The 16,786-nt window shown below is 54.5% G+C and carries 12 protein-coding genes, 1 rRNA gene and 1 riboswitch; of the genes, 1 reads left to right on the top strand and 12 read right to left on the bottom strand.

Annotation, left to right across the window (positions count from 1 at the left end; genetic code table 11):
• The 10 genes from PPOP_RS06360 to cmr1 form a co-directional block, all read right to left on the bottom strand.
• Window positions 1-66 (bottom strand): 16S ribosomal RNA (locus PPOP_RS06360); the annotation flags it as partial.
• A 719-nt stretch (window positions 67-785) separates the two neighbouring features.
• Window positions 786-2,183 (bottom strand): NCS2 family permease, encoded by a 1,398-nt coding sequence (locus tag PPOP_RS06355; protein WP_006285308.1) that lies wholly within the window; start codon window positions 2,181-2,183, stop codon window positions 786-788.
• A gap of 248 nt (window positions 2,184-2,431) precedes the next feature.
• Window positions 2,432-2,532: riboswitch (purine riboswitch) on the bottom strand.
• Between the two features lie 358 nt (window positions 2,533-2,890).
• Window positions 2,891-4,429: a glutamine-hydrolyzing GMP synthase gene (gene guaA, locus PPOP_RS06350; protein WP_042227641.1), complete on the bottom strand. Its 1,539-nt coding sequence runs from the start codon at window positions 4,427-4,429 to the stop codon at window positions 2,891-2,893.
• Window positions 4,430-4,649: 220 nt separating this feature from the next.
• Window positions 4,650-5,558, bottom strand: a complete 909-nt coding sequence (locus tag PPOP_RS06345; RefSeq protein WP_006285306.1) for a DUF6602 domain-containing protein — start codon at window positions 5,556-5,558, stop codon at window positions 4,650-4,652.
• Window positions 5,555-6,430: a type III-B CRISPR module RAMP protein Cmr6 gene (gene cmr6 / locus PPOP_RS06340; protein WP_006285305.1), complete on the bottom strand. Its 876-nt coding sequence runs from the start codon at window positions 6,428-6,430 to the stop codon at window positions 5,555-5,557. Before cmr6 ends, PPOP_RS06345 begins: the two co-directional genes overlap by 4 nt.
• 12 nt (window positions 6,431-6,442) lie before the next feature.
• Window positions 6,443-6,796 (bottom strand): type III-B CRISPR module-associated protein Cmr5, encoded by a 354-nt coding sequence (gene cmr5 / locus PPOP_RS06335; RefSeq protein WP_006285304.1) that lies wholly within the window; start codon window positions 6,794-6,796, stop codon window positions 6,443-6,445.
• Window positions 6,793-7,689: a type III-B CRISPR module RAMP protein Cmr4 gene (cmr4, locus tag PPOP_RS06330; protein ID WP_006285303.1), complete on the bottom strand. Its 897-nt coding sequence runs from the start codon at window positions 7,687-7,689 to the stop codon at window positions 6,793-6,795. Before cmr4 ends, cmr5 begins: the two co-directional genes overlap by 4 nt.
• Before the next feature lie 55 nt (window positions 7,690-7,744).
• Complete coding sequence (gene cmr3, locus PPOP_RS06325; RefSeq protein ID WP_006285302.1) at window positions 7,745-9,034, bottom strand: type III-B CRISPR module-associated protein Cmr3; 1,290 nt, start codon at window positions 9,032-9,034, stop codon at window positions 7,745-7,747.
• The gene (cas10, locus tag PPOP_RS06320; RefSeq protein WP_006285301.1) at window positions 9,006-10,874 is read right to left on the bottom strand and encodes a type III-B CRISPR-associated protein Cas10/Cmr2; all 1,869 of its coding nucleotides are present in this window, start codon (window positions 10,872-10,874) and stop codon (window positions 9,006-9,008) included. Before cas10 ends, cmr3 begins: the two co-directional genes overlap by 29 nt.
• Window positions 10,844-12,217 (bottom strand): type III-B CRISPR module RAMP protein Cmr1, encoded by a 1,374-nt coding sequence (cmr1, locus tag PPOP_RS06315; protein ID WP_267879057.1) that lies wholly within the window; start codon window positions 12,215-12,217, stop codon window positions 10,844-10,846. Before cmr1 ends, cas10 begins: the two co-directional genes overlap by 31 nt.
• Before the next feature lie 787 nt (window positions 12,218-13,004).
• Between cmr1 and PPOP_RS06310 the strand changes: the two genes are divergently transcribed.
• On the top strand, window positions 13,005-13,568 hold the full coding sequence (locus tag PPOP_RS06310) for an ATP-binding cassette domain-containing protein (RefSeq protein WP_006285295.1): 564 nt from the start codon (window positions 13,005-13,007) through the stop codon (window positions 13,566-13,568).
• A gap of 398 nt (window positions 13,569-13,966) precedes the next feature.
• Here PPOP_RS06310 and PPOP_RS06305 read toward each other — a convergent pair whose 3' ends face one another.
• Window positions 13,967-16,555 (bottom strand): transglutaminase-like domain-containing protein, encoded by a 2,589-nt coding sequence (locus tag PPOP_RS06305; protein ID WP_006285294.1) that lies wholly within the window; start codon window positions 16,553-16,555, stop codon window positions 13,967-13,969.
• The coding region (locus PPOP_RS22570) for a hypothetical protein (protein WP_006285293.1) at window positions 16,518-16,786 on the bottom strand (269 nt) is incomplete at its 5' end. The genes PPOP_RS22570 and PPOP_RS06305, both read right to left, overlap by 38 nt.

Here is a 16,786-nt window from a genome sequence, read left to right as displayed (position 1 = left end):
CTCGACTTGCATGTATTAGGCACGCCGCCAGCGTTCGTCCTGAGCCAGGATCAAACTCTCCATAAAATGAAATTCGCGCTGTCGCTGACAGCCTAGCGAACTCGTGTAAAGTTTGACTTGCTCATTCTATTGCTGACGAGGTCATTGACCTCTTCACAAACATCACTCGTTGTTCAGTTTTCAAAGAACAATCCAGCAACCAACTTCGTCAGTAAGCTGCTTTCTTTTCTTCACCGCGTTCAGCGGCGACTTTTATAATATATCATGTTTTCGATTCAGCGTCAAGCACTTATTGAAATCTTTTTTTCGCTTCATGCGGCTGATGCCGCTCTGTCGAAGACAGGAATATAAATATATCACGCTCTTATTAGAAAAGCAACCCCTAAATTAACTTTTCTGATCTCCGTTCCTTATTATCTGCGAGTCTGTATCCTCCATGTTCAAGCGGGAATAGCATAGCTCCATCAATTTCAGACCCTCTGATCGAGTTGCTTCAAATTAATAAAGTGCCTTCTCATCATCTGCCGGAGCAGGCTGCGAGCAACGTGCCCAGGGCAAGTATCGTGGCAAGCGTCGTTGCGAGTTTCTTCATGAAGTCAGTTCCTCCTGGATGCGAGTCTTGGATGAAGCCGGTGAACGGCTGCATAGCGCCTGCTGCACGAACAATTAAAGCGTACGGCCATTAAAGCCAATGCACCGGCAGAACTCCAACAAATCGCGGATATCGGCATGATGCCGGATTCGAGCTGGATACCGTATTCAAGCTACCGGTGCGTTGAATGTATTTAATGTCCGCCCATGAACACGTAGCGGAGAATGACGAGGACGAACAAAATCCACATTAGCCAATGAATGTTATACTTCTGCTCTCCCTTGCCGAGTACGTTCGTGACGAAGGCCAGCAGCACGTAGCCGAGAATTCCGAAGGAGATTCCGTTCGCGATGCTGTACGTGAACGGCATGAACGTAATCGTCATGAACGCCGGAATGCCGATGACCAGGTCATTGAAGTTGATTTCGCGCACGGCTTGCATCATCAGGACGCCGACGACAATCAGCGCCGCCGCCGTAGCCGGTCCCGGAATCAGGGCGATGGCCGGCGCCAGGAACAAGGAGAGCAGGAAGCAGATACCCGTCGTGACCGAGGTCAACCCGGTGCGTCCGCCGGCCGCTACCCCGGCCGAGCTCTCGACGAAGGCCGTCACGGTGCTTGTGCCGAGCACAGCGCCGCCGCCTACCGCGATGGAATCGACGAACATGGCCTTACCGACGCGCTTGTTGCCTTCTTCGCGGTTCTTCATGAAGCCGGCGCGGTTCGCCGTGCCGACCAGCGTTCCGAAGGTATCGAACAGCTCGACGAAGGTGAAGGTCAAAATAATCGACACAATGCCGACGCCCATAATGCCGGCAAAGTCGAATTCGAACACCGTCATTTGCGTCAAATCAGGCACCCATTGAGCGCCCTGCAGCGAGCTGAAATCAATCAGTCCCATCGGAATGGCAATCAACGCCGTTCCGATAATGCCGAATAAAATCGCGCCCGGCACGTTCAAAATCATCAATACCGAAATGAGCGCCAAACCGATTATCGTGAGCAGCACGTTCGGGTCCGTGAAGCTTCCGAGTCCGAAGACGGTCTCGAAGCCTTGCAGCGGCGTAAATACACCCTTCGGTACGTCGTTCGCCGCTTCGACGGATACCGACAGCAGGCCGCTGTTCTTCAAGCCGACAATTGTAATGAACAATCCGATACCGACGGTAATCGCATGCTTCAATGCGTCAGGCACGGCATCCAGCAGCTTCTGCCGAATGTGCGTAACGGTCAGCAGGAAGAACACAATCCCGGAAATGAAGACGGCGGTCAAGGCCATCTGCCAGGTAATCGGGTGATCCGAGCCGGCTGTCGATACGATGACTGTAGCGAAATAGGCGTTAAGTCCCATCCCCGGCGCCAGCGCGACCGGGAAATTGACGAAAATCCCCATCGCAATTGTGAAAATCCCTGCGGCAATCGCTGTCGCGAGAAAAACGGGATACCATTCCATGCCCGTCTTGCCGAAGGCGGTTAAAATGTTCGGATTGACGGCCAAAATATAGGCCATCGTCATAAAGGTTGTAATTCCTGCGATGATTTCCGTTCTTACCGTCGACCCTTGCTCCTTAATCTTGAAGTAGCGATTCATGCGTTTGCATCCTCCCCATGAACTGAATAATGTCTCTGTTCCGAGCAACCTAATTCCGCACTTCCCGCTCCCGCGTCACCTTCCCTTGCATGGGACAAAAAAAGAACTCAGGAGATTCTCACGAGTTCCGGCGATAAGGACGGCAAGCTGCACCCATTACTCGCCTGAGATCTGCGCCCCATTGCTTGTCAATGGAAGAGCACGCTGCAACAGGCAGGTCAGAGCGTTCGGACAGACGCTTGCGCGGTCCGGGTGCCAACATCCTTCGTAGCCAGATCATTTACGGTGATCTCGTAGAAACTCCCAGGCCAATTCCCGGGATTATACGAAAAAGTGTACGTATGAGGTTGCGTACTCATTGTAAAGCCTGCACTCGAATGTTGTCAACGACAAATCCGAACATTTATACGTCTGTGTTATAATTCGTTCGTGTTTTATATGACTGTGTCGAATGCAGGGGGCTTGCCTTCGATCCGGATGCTCGTGCTTCCGCCAATATCCACGGAGATATCCTGGATTTTGTCCTGTACCCATTCGCTATCCGCACACCCGCTTTACATCTATATGTCTCCTACATAGTATGTCGTTGGATGTAATCTCCTTTCATTCTTCGCTAATCACATCTGGTTCCACCGTCCGTCCAAATATGACAAAAAAGCCTTCGTTCCACAGGGAACGAAGGCTTTCAGCCCTGACTTACCGGGCTCTTACTCCCATTCGATCGTTGCCGGCGGCTTCGACGTAATGTCGTAGACGATCCGGTTGACATTGTCGACTTCGTTCACGATCCGGACAGATATCTTCTCGAGAATATCCCACGGAATGCGCGCCCAATCGGCGGTCATGCCGTCAATGGACGTTACCGCACGGATGCCGACCGTGTACGAATACGTGCGGGCGTCACCCATGACGCCGACGCTCTTCATGTCCGGCAGCGCAGTGAAATATTGCCAGATCTCGTTATCGAGTCCTGCCTTGGCAATCTCGTCACGCAGAATCGCATCCGATTCACGAACGATCTTCAGCTTCTCCTTCGTCACTTCGCCAAGCACGCGAATCGCGAGCCCCGGTCCCGGGAATGGCTGGCGCCATACGATCACGCGCGGCAGGCCAAGCTCTTCGCCCACCTTGCGCACTTCGTCCTTGAACAGCGCGTTCAACGGCTCGATCAGCTTGAACTTCATATCTTCCGGCAAGCCGCCCACGTTGTGGTGAGACTTGATCGTCTGCGCGGTGGCCGTTCCGCTCTCGACGATATCGGTGTACAGCGTGCCTTGCGCCAGGAAAGCGAACTCGCCCAGCTTCGCCGACTCTTCATCGAAGCAATAGATGAACTCATTGCCGATCGTCTTCCGCTTCCGTTCCGGATCCGACACCCCGGCCAGCTTGCTCAAGAAGCGCTCGCGCGCGTCGATCTTGACTACATGCATGTCGAATTTGCCGACGAACGTCTCCATGACGCCTTCGGCTTCATCCTTGCGGAGCAGGCCGTGATCGATGAACATGCACGTCAACTGATCGCCGATGGCACGGTGAATCAGAGCTGCGACGACAGAGGAATCGACTCCGCCGCTCAAGGCGCAGAGCACCTTCTTGTCGCCGACCGTCTCGCGAATCTCGCGAACCTTATCCTCAATGAACGATTCCATCGTCCAGTCGCCGTGACAGCCGCACACCTCATACAGGAAGTTCTTGATCATCTCGTTGCCGCGTACGGAATGGCGCACTTCCGGATGGAACTGCACCGCATAGAAGCGCTTCTCCGGGTGGCTCATGGCCGCAATCGGCGCATGCTCGGTGCCAGCATCGACGCGGAAGCCTTCTGGCAGTTCGGCGACCAGGTCCGTATGACTCATCCATACCGTCTGGTTCAGCTCCAGGTTGCCAACAAGACCGCATCCCGGCTGGAAGACGACTTCGGCCTTGCCGTATTCGCGCTTGCCTGCGCGTTCGACCTTGCCTTTCAATTGATGGGACATCATCTGCATTCCATAGCAAATGCCGAGAATCGGAACACCCAATTCATAGACGCCCTCGTCCACCAGCGGCGAGTTGTCTTCGTATACGCTGGCAGGGCCGCCGGAGAACACGATCCCTTTCGGCTTCAGTTCCTTGATCTTGTCCACGGGGGTATTGTAAGGAATAAGCTCGCTGTATACCCCCAAGTCCCGAATACGGCGCGCGATAAGCTGGTTGTACTGTCCTCCGAAATCAAGGACAACGATCATTTCATGTGGCTGTGTCATTGCCGTGCCTCCCAAACCATATTGTTCCTAATTATAACGAACCGACAAAAGCCGAGTCAATCCGCAATGCCCGCACGACTCACTTTTTTGCTGCACGCGAGATTCGAGCGGAGTCATCCCTTCCAAAAGCGAGGAATTGGTTCAGAAGAGAGGTATCCCCGGCTTCCTGGCTAACATCGGTCATAAGGCAGGAGGCGCGTGATCTCAGCCTCGTCTTGTTCTACTCTTTTAGCGACCGGTTGAACATCTCAACGTACGCCTGATGAGGGAACAAGATCGGGTTGTTAATCAGCATTAGCAGTTGATTCAACTGAAACGTTAGCGTAAGCAATGAAATATCGTTCTCCGGCTCGTCGGGAGCGTGCACCTTGTAATTTTTCAACGTACAGTTGCCGGCGCTGCTCTTACCGAATGGACTTCGCACATTTTTATATTTCTCATTCGTATGATTCAATGCCTCGTACCACGCTTCCAGCGTATGTCCTTCCTTGTTCACAAACGCCCGCAGCCACCCTGTCGGTGTCGGGCAGATGATGAAGTCGAAATACTCCACCAGACTGTTTTTGCTTGTAAACCCCTCGTCCAAATGACATAAAATGATAAGCGGTCTTGTCGCGGTTTGTGCTGTCGGTCTTTGACCTTCCCTGAGAATAAATTCCCCATTCTCAGTCATAAAATCAAATTCCCCACAAACAACACCACTTTGTATCCGCGTGATCGACTTCATCGAAGTATTGAGCTTAGCAATACTATCGGTCCAATCTTTGATACCATCATAATCACTTAGGCTGCTCTTGCACTGGATGGCGACAGCAACCGCTTCAATCGGAATATACTTCATCTGGCCGTAGCGAAAAATATAGGGGGTATACTGCTCGTCAAAAATCGCCAAATCGACTTCCTTGGAAACCTTGCCCTCCGAATCAATAATAAATACGGAACGAGCGACCGAGTACTTCTTCGGAATGATTTGCTCGAAGAGCTGCTTCCACATTTCTTCGCGGAAGCCGCCGCTCGTCACATGATGATGGCTGCTCATCCGAAGCTGATCAACGATCGCTTGCTCCAGCCTCCTATAATTGCTGGCGATTCCCTGTATAATTTTATGATCAAGAATCGGTTCGCTCACTTTGCTACTCCCTCCTTTTCGCGCACGGGCGTCTGTCTTCCCATCCCGTCTCCGCAGTCATCGTCCCATGTAAGCAGCCGCAGTTGTCCGTAACCTGCATTGGTCTTCCCGCCCAAGCCTTCTTGCTGCAGCGCCTCGCTTACGATCTTCCCCGCTATCTCCAGCCACTTCTTATCGACCGGATCGTTCGAGCGGCAGGTGAGCGCCAGCCGGAAATCCGCGGATACCGCCAGGAACGGGATCGGGATGGGCGAATCATCATCACGCGGCGCTTGGGCCTGTCCGGGCAGAGTCTGACCTGCGACCATCTGGTTATACTGCTGATGATGCGGGGTCATCACATCCAGGCGAATCGCGCTGCCGACGCTGTCTACGGTCGGGAAGGCATCATGATAAGTGATCAGGGCCTGCTGCTCCTGGGAGCCGAATAATAGGCTATAGATCTCACCGCCTTCGCGAAAGCGGGCATCCTTATCCCCAAAACGGTGACAAAAATGAGCGGCTGCCCCCTTCACCGCCGTCCCCGGCAGGTAAGGCACCCCGTATATGCGGTGAAGCGTCAAAAATGTCTCCAGAACAGACGCTTCGCCCTGCCCGATGACGAGCGGCGTATGACAGTTCATGATAAAGCAGCGACATGGAAATTCCGTTACCGCCTGATAATATCGCCCAATTTGCTGCTTGTACCACGTAAGGTTGGTACGGTTGTCTTTGTAAAATTTTTCGTACCTGTCTATGAGTTGCCTATAAAGCTGACCTTTGTTATTCCCTTTTTCCGCTCCTTTTTCAACTCCCTTTGCAGCGATCGCCTGTTCCAGTTTGGAATTACGGAACGAACCGTTCAACTTCGTTAATGCCAAGTATAGATTCATCGGCTTCCCCTCCTACTGCTCCGATTCGCGGGCATTGCGCACCTTCAGTATCGCCTCCGCATACCGCTTGAACCAGATGGCTGCGCGCAGGGCACTGCGGGTCGCATTGCGATACTCCATACTGTTTTCAGGGAGCTTGCCCCAATCCTGAATGCCGATGGCAATGCCAAGATCGCGAATATATTGCGTATGCGCGTCCTTCGTTTGCGCCTGGTAAAAAGCTGTGGTAAGTCTGAGCCCGTTCAATAATACCATCGCAGGGAAGCGGTGGCAGAGGCTGCCGTATGCTTGGCCATAACCCGAATCGGCCGCCCGCTGCACGCTATCCAATGCCGCTTGCGCGTAGCTGTCATCCAATGACTTCACCGCTCTCCCTCCTTGACATAAGCGCATTTGACCAGCCCCTTCCCTACGCTCGTATTTCCGCCAATCTGCATGACAACCTCGCCTGCCACTTCATCCAGCAGGCCGGATGTCGTCAAGGAAGGGGATACGCCGGGAATTCTGTCGCACCATACGATTCCGTACATGATCGTCTCTGCCGGCAAATACTCCTCGTACCACAGCGCCCCGTCCTTCACCGTGCTCGTCTCCGAATCGATCCGAATCCGAGGGGTAATCTCGCAGCACATCGTCGCAAAATAGTGGAACGCTTCGTCAGAAACAAGCACCAGACGTTGCGCTAGAGAAGAAGAGTCCATGCCGAGCTGCGCCGCAATCCGCCCTGCCCACTCGCCGAACGATGCGCACTCCTCCGCCTGGAATTGAAATTCATCGATGATGACATTCCCTTCGTGCACCACCACGCTCTCCGAACCAACAATGACCGGGCCGCTATGTCCATGCCCCTGATCGAGGATGGATCTCCATTCCGCCACATCCGCCGCAGGAATGCGGCAGCCGACCGCAGCCGCGTCCCGGCTCAGACGGTCGATGGCAAGTGGACAAGTCACATAAGCAAATACGCCGCAGCGGCTTGCGAGCGGAAAAGCGAATATTCTGCAGTCCGAGAACACGATCGCTCCCGCATTCCCGTCCTGATCTCCCCCCTTGCCAAAGGCCGCATGCAGCCATGCTTCAGGCCTTCCCTTCCGGGTGTAGTCATCGCGCCGCGCTCCCTTCATGCTGCTGCCTGGAATCAACGGCCATTCCGTCACCCGTTCTCTCATCATCGGCATGTCAATGACACCGACACCTTGCCCTGTCCCAATATGAACCGGGCTGATACATTGAACCGAGTACAACTTGCTCGCCTTCATGCTCTAACTCCTCCCCATGAACGAATTCAATTGCTTGCACGTTTGGCTGCTCGCGCTACTCCTCTCGCGGTTGCCACTTCCCCCACAACGCGAGGCCGAAGCCATCTTCATCATCGAACGAACTTTTCCGCCGATTGGCGTCGGATACGGAAGTAAGCCACTTCTTCTCAGCCAGCTGGCGAGGATTGCCCTTGATGACTTTGAAAAAGTATACGCTGCCTGCCGGAACCATGCGGCGCACCGCCTTCTCACCTTGCTCGCCCCGGGAATAGCTCCAGCCGGAAATCGGTTGCCAGCGGGAGACGCATGCCCAGACCAGTTGCAGCTGCACCTCATTGCTGAACGTATCGGTAGTCTGCAACTGCTCGTCCAGCCAGCCGGGACGCCATCCCTTGGCGAAGTACGCCGGCGTAGCGAGCACCATCCGGACGTAAGCAGCTCCGTCCAATGCCGCCGCAAGCGCATGCGGGCATGTCCAAGGCTGCCTATCTTCTATCTCTTGAAAGGAAGCCAGCCTCCGCTCGCCACCCATCGAATGAATCGCTGGGAATCCGCCCGGCCATGCCCGTATGCCCGATTCGTCCATCTCGATGGCGGCCAATAGGCCCACCCCTTCCGGGAAGACAAGGGAATGGGTAGTGAAGAGCGCTTGTTCCTTCGCCGTATAAGTATTCTTATCGATTTCCGTATGGGTGCGCTCGTCACGGACGAACGGCGACATTAGGGGAGCCCGTTCCTGCTTGCCCGCTTGCTGGCCCGGGCTGTTCTTGCCCTTGCTCCATTGCCGCAGTGCTTCGCTCCACTCTGCTTCCGGCAAGCAATCGCATAGCCAGCGCTCCATCCACGCCGCGGACAAATAGGCAGGCCTGTCCTTGGCTACCTTCCTCTCCTCCGCTTGTACGGGCGGCCACAGACTTTCATGCTCCCCGTCTTTGCCCGTGCCTAGAAAACCTTGGCCTTGCGGGAGGAGACGCGGCCGCAAGCAGCCGGCCTTGAGCTGACTTGCGGACATGATCCCGGCAGCGCCGGAATCGCCGCTCGTTCCGCCAACTGCTTCTTCATAGAACACAACGTCCTGGGGCATCGGGTAATACACTTCTCCTTCCCATTCGATGAGCGGGCCGCGCACCATCGTGCGCGCCAGCTTCTTCATCTCATTCGGATGGAACGGGTTAGCGTCCGCAGGATCCGCTCCAAGCTTGCGCAGCAGCGTGCGAACCGTGCCTGCTACGACACTCGGCGGCACCTCGCCCAGACTATGCGCTCTAATGCCCGGCGTCTTATCAAAAGGCCGTCCGTCCCGCGCCAAAATCGGTTCAAGCGGATGAATTCTCAATACGTTCATGGCGAATGTCCCCTTCCTTCACGAAAGTTATGGCAAGAATATGCTGCTCGGCAAGCAGCCTTGTCCGCTTCAGCACATCTGCTGCCACCCCCTCCAAGAACTCACGAAGCAACGGCATATACTTCTCTTCCAGCTTGTCGCTGGCCGCATGTTCCGGCTTCTTCTTCCACACGAGACGTTCTACTTCGCCCACCATCAGTTTGTGCAGCTGAGCTGGATCAGCGAACCGTTCCGGACATCGCCTCCACATACTGTCATATTCGCGGTAGAGGGCGCGCAGTTCGTAAGCGAACTGGGCGGAAAACAGCCCTTCACGATAACATTGCTGCAACCTTTTCATCGTATGAACCGGATTAGGATTATGATCGAAGGAGAGACTGATGTTCATGGCGTCGCCACCGCCGCGCTTCTGGAACCGGATCGCCAGCTCGTTTCTCCTTCTCTTCGCCAGCTTCTCCGCCTCTGCGGCCAGCTTGCGCACCTCTTCCAACGGTTCTAGCATATGCGCGATCGCAATGCCTATCGAGAGGGTCGGCTGCACTACATCGCTGATTGACTCTGGCACGGCTTCACGCATCACCCCAGTGAACGTATCGTACAGCTCGTCGCTCACGTCGAGGCAGGAGGTTATCGGCATATACGCCATAACATCGTCGCCGCCGCTATACACAAGCTGCCCATGATGCCGCTTCACAATCTGCTCGGCTTCGGACGCAAACTGGGTTAAGTGCAGCGAAAAGCGTTGGTGATCTTCATAGGTTGTCAGTCTGCGCAGGGATTCTCCCATTCGATCGCCATCGCAGAGCATGAACGCATAATAAGGCGAAGGCATGGCCTTTTTATATACCGCTTGCAAGCATTCTTCAATATGGGCCACGATCCGCTTCCGTTCTTCCGCAGATACCCCTTCCGCCGCTTCTTCTACGAATTCCTCAAGGCGGCGCCCAGCATAGAACAAGCGTGAATCCGGTTCCCCGGCTTGCACATCATTGAACTTCAATACGCCGCCATACTGGCTCCGAATATTCCGCATATATTCATCCGCGGTTCGCTGTAACTGCGGGTCGGCCGCCAGCGCAGCCTTGAAGGGATGAAAGGCGACATCACATACGGAAGGAAACGTGTGCCCTTGCTTCTCGATCTTCAAGGATAACCGCTTCACGAGCGAAATCGCGTCCAGTGTCTCTTGGTCATTAATTCCCAAGCACAAATACCGCTGTCGATGCTGCGGTTCCTCCAGCAGCACCGATTCGCGCGCGCCATCCAGGCTGGACTTCTTCTCTCCGAACCTCTGCCCCGGATTGTTCTGCTTGAAATCCTTCAGCGTCTTTCGCGCTTCCATCAGACGTTCTGTCTGCTGCAATACGTCAGCATAGCGCTCCTTGGCATCCAGCCTGGACCAGACGGCATGAAATTCCAGCACATCGTTCACTTGGCGCTTCCATATGGCCGGGTTTACGCTGCGTTCCATCCCATTACGTTCCATCCATTGCTTCACATCATCCGCATACTGCATCCACTTGTTCTCCACCGCCTGGCGAACATGCAGGGCGGTCTGCTTCGCCCCCTCGTGGCCGGGGGCATCGATAAGTCCCAGTATTTTGTTGGCAACCTTTAGTCCCCCCAGTTTCGCCTTATCCTCCAGCATTTCCCGGGTAACGTATGGAAAGATAAGCTCGCCGCCCCTCTCTATCCATTCCATAGCTGCCTCCTTGCTAAGTTCAGAGAGCAGATGCGAGCCGAACCATAAGTCGCGCGTTCTGCGGGCTTGCGCAATAAATTCCTGCACCGGCCCGATAGAAAAAAGCATCAGCGTTTGCATAGATTCGTTTCTTTCCATTTCCGTACCTCCTTGCTGTTCAAAAAGGCTTCAATGGCTGAAGTGGTTGTTTTTCCGTTGATCTTAAACCTGGGGTAAATATGCTGCTCTTCAATGGAGTGCTCGCTCAGGCGCTCTTTTACCTCCTCGACATGTTCACTTTTCAAATTGTTGTCAATAATTAAATTGAGCGACTTCAGCTTGGGTTGCAGCAGAACAACGTAACCCCCGAATCCTTTATCATTACTTACGGCTATTGTCTTCATAATTATTGGAGAAGCAAGTCGTTCTTTGCCTTGGGGTACGAGCTGCGTCTTATATGGCTCTCTCTCGTTAGGATCACTCCGTCTATATTCCTCATTTTGGAACTCTGTAATTATCGGAAGACCGAACTGAGCGCATGGAAATGCAATATCATTGCCGTTGAAGGGCAAGGTAAGAGGCTCCGTATGATCCGGCTCTGCCATGCCTGTCAATCGCCGAATAGAGTCCGCTTCAGGCCACCGGCTCCTTCCCGGGACTTTGTAAACTTTGCCGTTCCTATCAATGCGCTCCTTACGTCCTTTATTTGCTCGCCGCCGGAAGGCTCTGTATACCGACACTACTTCAGCCCAGGCTACATTGTTGTCAGTCCTATGAGAAGGTAGCGGCTCTATTGTACCGCTTAGCGTTGGCCAGTCTCGACTGGCTCCCGCAGGCAACAAATCCAGCTTGTAGTCATTCAAGCTTGTCTTAAACCATCTCTTCAAGTCATCTCCTGTACGCACTTTATGAAGACAAGGTGAGAACTGCTGGCAAAATAATGTTCCGCACCCTCTTCGTGTTCTCGCCCCAACGCCGCCAAAGTTGATCCAGGCCCATAATGCGGCATTCACTTCCTGTTTTAATAAGCTTAGTTCTGTTTGATCCAGAGCATCATATCGAACAAAAAGCTTGAACTTATACGGGTAAACAGCTTTGTCGAACTGCTTGTTTCTTCCAAATGGGAACAGAACATACGCATATTTTGGGGCAGAAAATTGTTCCTTCTTATTCAAACGCTGATTTTCTTTCTGTTCGGAATCGTCCATACTCTCCACCCATATCTTCACCTTGCTCGGATGCTCCGTATCGCCAAATATCGCAATTTCCGCTTCTCGCAACTTCGCGGCATCCACGAAGGCTGCCCCCCTCGTCGCCCGCCACCAGAAACGAAGATGGCCTCGAATCGAGGCGCTGCGAATTGGAGCCTCCTTGTCCACCTCGCCCGCAGCGCTGCTTCCCCCGAACATAGGGGTTACGACACTAATCTCATAGGACTTCTCAATCCGGCTTTGTTGGTCACGGAAGGCCTTCAACAAATTGTCCAGCTCTTGCACACTCATCTCGGGTCTTTGCTTGCAGGCAGACATAGTTAACCACCGCCTTAGCTTATTGTTTTCGGGTGAACAACCATAATGGCAACAACTATCTGGTTAGAGAAATATATCCTTACCAAATAATACTACATAAGTCCCTAAAATTCCTGCTTTATTCTACATTTTTCTATTCCATCCGATGAATTCGCCACACGTCGACTACCCCGCCTTTATCACTCCAGAAGCTAAGTAAGAGAAAATAATCATTGCTGCCATAGTAGATACAAACATTTTTTTATAGTTATTCTCTCCTACCTGTATGTCGAGCACCTGGCCAGCTTTTTTCAGGAAATCTCTACCTGCTATCCGCAGACCGAAATTCAGAAATGCATCTGCTCATTCTAGATGAAATCGGATATGTGCCCAAAACTGTTCTACAAGGGAGTGAAATCCTAAAAATTATCGAATTTTACTTTTTATGTTGATTTTTAGTTTTTTTATAAGATATAATCGTAGTGGGTACCCAATAATGTTGAGTAGGAGGTGAAATCTATGAAAAAAATTGCATTTACTACACCTCAGATTAAAAAGCTTGGTCCCATTGAGAAAATTGTTGGACAAGGCGGTTCTAAAAATGTTGATGGTTGGTACTTCTCACGTTTTCCTTTTTAAAATGATTTGACCCGCGCGCAGAGACTCAAGCCTAACTGAGTCTCTGTCTTTCTTAAAGATTCGGAATATTCATTAGAAAATAAAACAGAATTCAACCGCAATATGGAGATTAAGGGTAGTATTACTTTTCATAAGGTCTTTTTTGGTTATAAGCAAGGAAGGAGAAATCGTAGGCATTGTTGGACCCACGGGTGCAGGGAAAACAACAATTCTGGATGTAATTATGAAATTCTCACTTGTGGATAGGGGTGAAGTAACACTTGGTCATATTCCTATTCAACAAATTCCATACGCTGTCCTTAGAGATGAGGTCACCATTGTGGATCAAAATCCTACATTATGGAATGATACCATATACAACAACTTGCTCTATGCCAAGCAAGATGCATCGTGGGAAGAAATTCGCAGAGCAACGCAAATCGCTCAAATCGATAGATTTATTGCGTCTTTACCAAATGGTTATTATACAATGGTGGGTGAAAGAGGAATTGGATTGTCTGGCGGTGAGAAACAGCGGCTGGCGATTGCGCGAGCCATTTTGCGTGATCCTACAGTTATTCTCTTTGACGAACCAATCTCAGCATTAGATGCCAATACGGAAATGGCTTTGAGTCAAGAACTGTACAAATGGTTTGATGGAAGAACGGTTATGATTGTGGTACATCGGTTAAGTACGATAAAAGATGCTGATCGAATATTGGTCTAAGAAAATGGCACGATCATTAAAAACGGGACATATGATGAATTGATAAAAGCAAACGCTTTTTATCATGAACTATATCAAAAACAATACAAACAATAAAGAAGGATTACAGTGGACATAAAAAAGGTCTTGTCATCCACGACTCAGGCCCTTCAAAAAACGTGGTTTCTATCTCAATACGGGTTCACTGCCTTGGGAATATATGATAATTCATATGCCGCCTCGGCGGTTGAAAAGGGATCCGGTCTATAACCCCCGGCTCTGCTGGACGGAAACGTGCCGCCACACAGCAAGATGTCCGCGAAGGTACTCCAAGGCGAACAGGGCGGCCGAATCCTGCTCTGCTCGCCGCCCCCTCCGTCCATTGCCGCCGCTCTCGATTTCAACCCCGCAGCCCTGATTCATGTACACTGGCGCAGCACGAAGGCGCAGCCTTCCAGGAACCGCTGCCGCACGGCCCGCTCCACATGCCGGCCGGCGAACAGCAGCGCATTGCAGTCGCGGATGAATTGCTCCAGCACCGGATCAGCCGCCGACGGCAGCAGCCCAGGATCATCGCGCTTCTCGGAAATATACTCGCTCCAAGTCATGCCGATCGGGCGCACCCCGTATTTCCGCTCAAGCAGTTGCCAGGCGAGCCGGCCCATCTCCTGCAGCCGTTCGTTCTGGAAGCTGCGCTGCTGCAGCCGGAGGAGCCGCCGGAGCCTGCGCTCCGGAGCAAAACGCCGCCAATGCTTCCGCATGAGTCCTGCCGCCAGCAGAGCCAGCCACAGCGCACCGATCACCAGGACCGGCAAGCGGACGGCCACATATCGAAGCAGCCCCGGCAGCCCCGCCTCCGCCTGTTCGCCGCTGCGATGCGTCCCGATTCGGGTCAGCGCCTCCCATTCCGCAGCAAGATGCCGACCGCTGGCGGTCAGCCCCTGCTTCCCGGCATGAAGCGCTATCTCTCCCCAGCGCCGTATTCGTTCCCAGCCCGATGCCGGAGCCGGGGAGGGCAGCGATTGCTCCAGGAGCTCGCGCACCTGCGCTGACGGAGTGAATGCCGCACCGGCGTCTCCATCCGGGGCGGCCGCTATGACTGCGTCCGCCGGAACCTCTGCCACTACGGGGATGCCCGCTGGCGGGGTCGCCTCGAACGGCACCCAGCCCACCGTCGGGAAATACACCTCCACCCAGGCATGCGCATCGGATGCCCATACCGTATACTGACCGGGTCCGGTCAGCTCGCCGGGCGCGAAGCCCTTCACCCAACGCGCCGGAATGCCCTGAGTACGCAGCAGAACCGCCATCGCGGTCGAGAAGTGACTGCAATAGCCCTGTTTCGCCTCGAACAGGAAGTAGTCTACGAAGTCCCGGCCCGCCGGCGTCACTACGGTATTGATTTTGGTGTAGACATATTCCTGGAGCAGGAACGCCTGCACGCGCCGCACGGTCTCATACGGGCCTGCCGATCCTTCGGCCAGCCGATCGCCGAGCTCCCACACCCGCTGCGGGAGCGAGACCGGGAGTTGAAGCTCCTCGTTCCATAGAACCCTCTCTGCGGGCGACAGCTTCGAGACGTCCCGCAGCATCGCCGCATCCGCCCGCAGCACGCGGGTCTCATATTGATAAGCAAGCCGGGATCCGCCAGGCGCACTCGCGCCAGGGGCATATCGTGCGCCTGGCGGGTTGTAGCGCAGCGCCATACCTGCTTGGGTCGCAACCTCTGTCTCCCCGTCCGGCATCCATGACGCCAGACGTTCCGGCCGACCGCCGAGGACAAGCGGCAGATGCGGCGCATAGGCTCGCCAGCGAACCGTCTGCGTCAACAGCTCGGACCATCCCGACATCGGGGAACCGGGAATTTGCAGTCGCCCGGATCTGATTACCGCGTCCTCTTGTTCGGTGCCCGCTGGCACCCAGCCCCGGCCGGTATAGCGTGATTTGCTCTCTCCCCGCCAATACGTCGGCTCCGGCGATTCCGCCGTGAACAGGATGCGGGGATCATCGCGAAGCGCGCCGCCCAGTTCCGTATCGTCCGTACCGTATCCGGACGTGCCAATCGTCGCCGCCTGCAAGGATGCGTTCTCTGCCGACGAACGGGCTGCGCCCCCTTCGTTCGCCGAGACGTCCAGCGATTGCGTCCACTCGCGCAGCAAAGGCAGGCTCTCGGGCGGGGTCCAGTCGGGCATCCGGGACAGGCCGAAGCCGATCCCTACGGTGAGCAGCGTCACGATCGCCGCTTGTCCCAGCCATCGCACAGGCCGGATACCGGGTGTTTTCGACCGCTCCGTATCCTCGGCCTGCCGCCGTTCAAGTTGGAGGCAGGCGGACAGCAGCAAGCTCCAGCCTGCCGCGCGAATGACAGCATCCGTCACATCGAGGCCGCAGCCCCATTGAAATCCAAAGAGATAGCAGATCGTGGCCACGCTGAAAAATAGCACTGTCCGCCGGGTCAGCATTTGCGCCTGAATGGAGGCCGTCAGCATCGCCCAACCGGCGAGCAGCAGCAAGGTGCGGACTTCGCCGCTCGTCTGGCTCCAGTCTCCCTCCAGCCACCGTTCTGCAGCGGCGGATATCGCGGAACCAAGCATCGAGGCGACGGACATAACCGACTTGCAGAGTTCGCGCAGAAAGCCGCGGTCAACCACTTCCGCATTGTGCGGGGAGGCGGGTCCGAACATCCATACGGTTATGGCGATCGCCGTGACGCTGCGCAGCGTGATCGATAGGAATTGGCTCCGGACGATCACCCCCACGGCGAGGTAGATGGCGATCGCCCACCAGAACGGTCGGATATCATACAGGTCGATATGCGGACCGAGCCGCTTCAACGGATAGAGCCATTCGGCGAACAAGGCGAACAGCAGCCCGGTGTAGGCGGCCTGCTTCGCCCATTCGGCCGCGGTCCGCCTTCCGGCCGGCTCGCTGCCGCGCTCGCCGACCAGCGGCCGCAGCGCCGCCTGGCCGTCACGCTTGGCGGATCGGCCGAGATAACGGAAGCACATCGTTCTCCCTCCTTCCTGTGCCGGTGCCGGAGACAGACCGTTCCATCCAGAGGTAAGCCCCCGACGAAGCCGGCGCGGCCGCGGCTCCTGGTTGCGGCCATTGCGCGACGGTCAGCCAGCCGTCGATTCGCGCCTCTCCGGCCGCATCATCCAGCCGGTCAAGCACGGCGGGATCCTCCCGGCAGCTAATCAGCGTCACCGCACGGATCGGCGGCGACGGCTCAGCGCCGG

Origin of the sequence: Paenibacillus popilliae ATCC 14706 (assembly GCF_000315235.1) — a bacterium.
Taxonomy (GTDB): Bacteria; Bacillota; Bacilli; order Paenibacillales; family Paenibacillaceae; genus Paenibacillus_B; species Paenibacillus_B popilliae.
The sequence above is the reverse complement of the archived record's forward strand: the minus strand, read 5'-3'. Positions and strand labels throughout refer to the sequence as shown.